This window comes from Longimicrobium sp., from assembly GCF_036554565.1.
Lineage (GTDB): Bacteria > Gemmatimonadota > Gemmatimonadetes > Longimicrobiales > Longimicrobiaceae > Longimicrobium.
In genome coordinates this window covers 1-3025 of record NZ_DATBNB010000681.1, presented here as the reverse complement: position 1 = coordinate 3025, position 3025 = coordinate 1, and the positions used below count along the sequence as shown (strand labels likewise).

Genomic DNA, 3025 nt, shown 5'->3' with positions numbered 1-3025 from the left:
CGCGGACTGCACGGGAGAGTATGGTGGTTGTCGGATGGTGCGGTGGGGCCCCTGGATGACACATCGCCCGCGAGCGGTCGGCACAGGAGCCTGTCATCCTGAGCCCCAGGCGAGCGACACTCGCCCGCACACGCCACCTCGCGGGGCGAAGGATCTTGCCGAAGACGCATTTCAGCCAGGGCGCGGCAGCGGCGCGGATGCGTGGCCCGCGGTCGGCGCCACACGGCACCCGCGGACACGCCCAGGCACCAGCCCGTGCAGTCCGCGAAGGCGGACTTCGGGCCGTGGTTGCCGCGGTTTCAACCGCCCCCGCGCGGCAGCGGGCACCCTGGCGACGGGGATCCGGATGGCGGGCTGTCGTGTCGCTGCCGCGGCCTGGTTTCGTGCTGGTTCAGGCCAGATCCTTCCGCCCGCATGGGATGGCGTACGGGTGGGGCCGGTGCGCCTGGGCCTCTGGATGACATGGTCGCGGTGCGCCACTCACGCACTCACGCACTCACGCACTCACGCACTCACGCACTCACGCACTCACGCACTCACGCACTTCCGAACCTCACGCACTTCCCTCCTGCTCCGGCGCCGGCTCGTGGTCCTCCATCCGGCGGCCCGTCCCTGGGATGATCCCGCCCGTCTGCTCGGTGGGGTCGGTGCGGTCGTCGGGCGAGGGGGGCGCGGGAAGGTCGGCCGCTGGGCCCAGCAGCTCACGAAGGGCTTCCTCGTCCTGCTGCCCGGTCGGCCGAATGACGGACCCGCGGGTCCGGAGCGTTGCGCTGGGCATGTGCGTGTTCTCCCTGTCTGGGTCGCTGTCGTTCGGCTCACAAAAAGGCAAACACCGCGCCGAAACGTTCGGCGCGGTGTCGCAGAGGTGCATTCGGTGGCGGCTCGTAACCCCCTACCGCCCGGCCACGCCCGTTTCGGAGCCGGGGCGCACCGCGTCGGCCACGCGGTCGTGAACGGTGCGCCGGAGCGTCTGCATGCGGTTGGGGCCGTCTTCGTAGGTGCGGTTGGCCAGCAGCACCACCCACGTGCCGCGCTCCGGGTCGATCCAGATGGAAGTGCCCGTGAAGCCCGTGTGCCCGTACGAGCGGCTGGACATGCGCGTGCCCGAGGCGCCCTGCCCCGGGCCGCTGGGCGTGTCCCACCCCAGCGCGCGGGTGCCCGTCCCGGGCTGGCGCTGACTGAAGGCGCGCACCGTGGACTCGCGCAGCACGCGCACGCCGTCGAACTCGCCGCCGTTGGCCATCATCGCCGCGAAGCGCGCCATGTCGTGGCCCGTGCTGAACAGCCCCGCGTTGCCGGCCAGCCCGCCCAGCTTGCGCGCGATGGGATCGTGCACCCGGCCCCGGTAGGCGTCGCCCATGGGGCGGTGGGTAGAGGCGCAGGCGCGGCACGCCTCGCCGTACACGTAGCTGGTGTGGTGCATGCCCAGCGGCTCGAAGATGCGGCGGTCCAGCAGGCGGTACAGCGGCTCGCCCGCGGCGCGCTCGGCGGCGGCGTACAGCACCGCGAATCCCACGTCGGAGTACACCACCCGCATCCCCGGCGCGGACCGCAGCTGCACGTTCAGCAGGCGGCGCAGCGACTCCTCGGGCGTGCTCCCTCCCAGCTCCACCCAGTCGGGGAGCCCCGACGTGTGGGTCAGCAGGTGGCGGATGGTGACGCGGTCCTTGTTCCCGCCGCGAAACTCCGGCAGGTACGCCGACACCGGCTCGTCCAGCCGCATCAGCCCGTCTTCCACCAGCAGCATCACCGCCGTGGTGGTGCCCACTACCTTGGACAGCGAGGCAAGGTCGTACACCGTGGTTTCCGGGTCTACCTCGCCCTCGCCGCGTCCCATGCGGCCCAGTCCCTCTTCCAGCACCACCTGGTCCCAGCGGCCCACGGCCAGGCTGGCGCCGGGAAAGGAGCCCCGCTGGATCTCGTCGCGCACCGCATCTTCAGCGCGGATCAGCCCGCTGGAACTGAAGCCCGCGGCGGCGGCGGACGACAGCTCGTGGCGCGCCGTGCGGTCGGGCCGCACGGTGGTGTCAGGAGACGGCGCCGTGGAAAGCACGGCTGCCAACGCGAGCAGGGCGGGATACGGCATGGGGACCTGCTTGGTCTTGTAGGGAAAACGTACTGCACCGCGGAGTGGGACTTCGACAGTAATGCGGTTCGGAGTGGCTGTCAAGAAACTCGACTTACGAGGGTCATGTCGCTTCACGCGTTTGGTGGGTTCGACCAGCCGCGGCGCTGGAAACATCTGCTACATGAACACCTGTCATACGGGCTGGATCAATGTCTTGACATTGCGTCGGCTAGTCGCGTAAGTGAATATCACGCAACGAGATGAACGCGATCGGGCATCTACTTTCGTTCGGGGCGCGGCGGGAGGATCAACAACTCTGGATTGATGCGTCTCACACGGAGCGCACGGAGGCCGCGGCGCGGGACGGAGGGGGCTGAGCCGCGGGGCACGGGCGGGGCACGGGCGTGGTGCGGCGGGTGGCGCGGAGTGTGGGGCGGATCCCTCGGTCGCTGCCGTCTTCGGTGTGCATGCAGGAGCGGTGGGGCCGCTCCGTCGGGATGACAGGCGCGCGTCGGCGGCTTGGGTGTGCGTGCAGGGGCGCTGGGGCCGCTCCGTCGGATGACGGGCGGCAGACGCGGCGCGCGTGCAGGTGAAGCCCCGGGCGGGACGCGACAGCGGCCGAGCCGGGGCTTTCCGCAGTTGTTGCGGCGGGTTCACCCGCTCCCGCCACGGCCTCGGCTGTGTCGGGCGAATGAATTCGCTGCAACGACCACACGAAGTCCGCCTTCGCGGACTGGCTGTTCTCTTGTGGGAGATCCGTGTGGCGCGCCCGGAATGTGTGGCGGATCCCTCGGTCGCTGCCGTTCTCGGTGTGCGTGCAAGGGCGGTGAGGCCGCTCCCTCGGGATGACAGAGGCGCTTCGACAGCTTCGGTGTGCGTGAAGGAAGGGAGCCGCTCTGTCCATGACAGGCGCGCGTCGGCGGATACAGGAGCGGCCCCGGAGGATGATCCTCCGGG

At 70.4% G+C, this 3025-nt stretch carries 2 protein-coding genes; both read right to left on the bottom strand.

What is annotated here, in order from left to right; translation table 11 throughout:
- Positions 1-553: 553 nt before the first annotated feature.
- Positions 554-778, bottom strand: a complete 225-nt coding sequence (locus VIB55_RS18965) for a hypothetical protein (protein ID WP_331878242.1) — start codon at positions 776-778, stop codon at positions 554-556.
- Between the two features lie 114 nt (positions 779-892).
- Complete coding sequence (locus VIB55_RS18960; RefSeq protein ID WP_331878241.1) at positions 893-2086, bottom strand: serine hydrolase domain-containing protein; 1194 nt, start codon at positions 2084-2086, stop codon at positions 893-895.
- Between the last annotated feature and the right edge of the window lie 939 nt (positions 2087-3025).

What these genes read in the sequence shown, in the direction of transcription:
- VIB55_RS18965 (WP_331878242.1), bottom strand. Translation starts at nt 778, where the DNA reads ATGCCCAGCGCAACGCTCCGGACCCGCGGGTCCGTCATTCGGCCGACC.
- VIB55_RS18960 (WP_331878241.1), bottom strand. Translation starts at nt 2,086, where the DNA reads ATGCCGTATCCCGCCCTGCTCGCGTTGGCAGCCGTGCTTTCCACGGCG.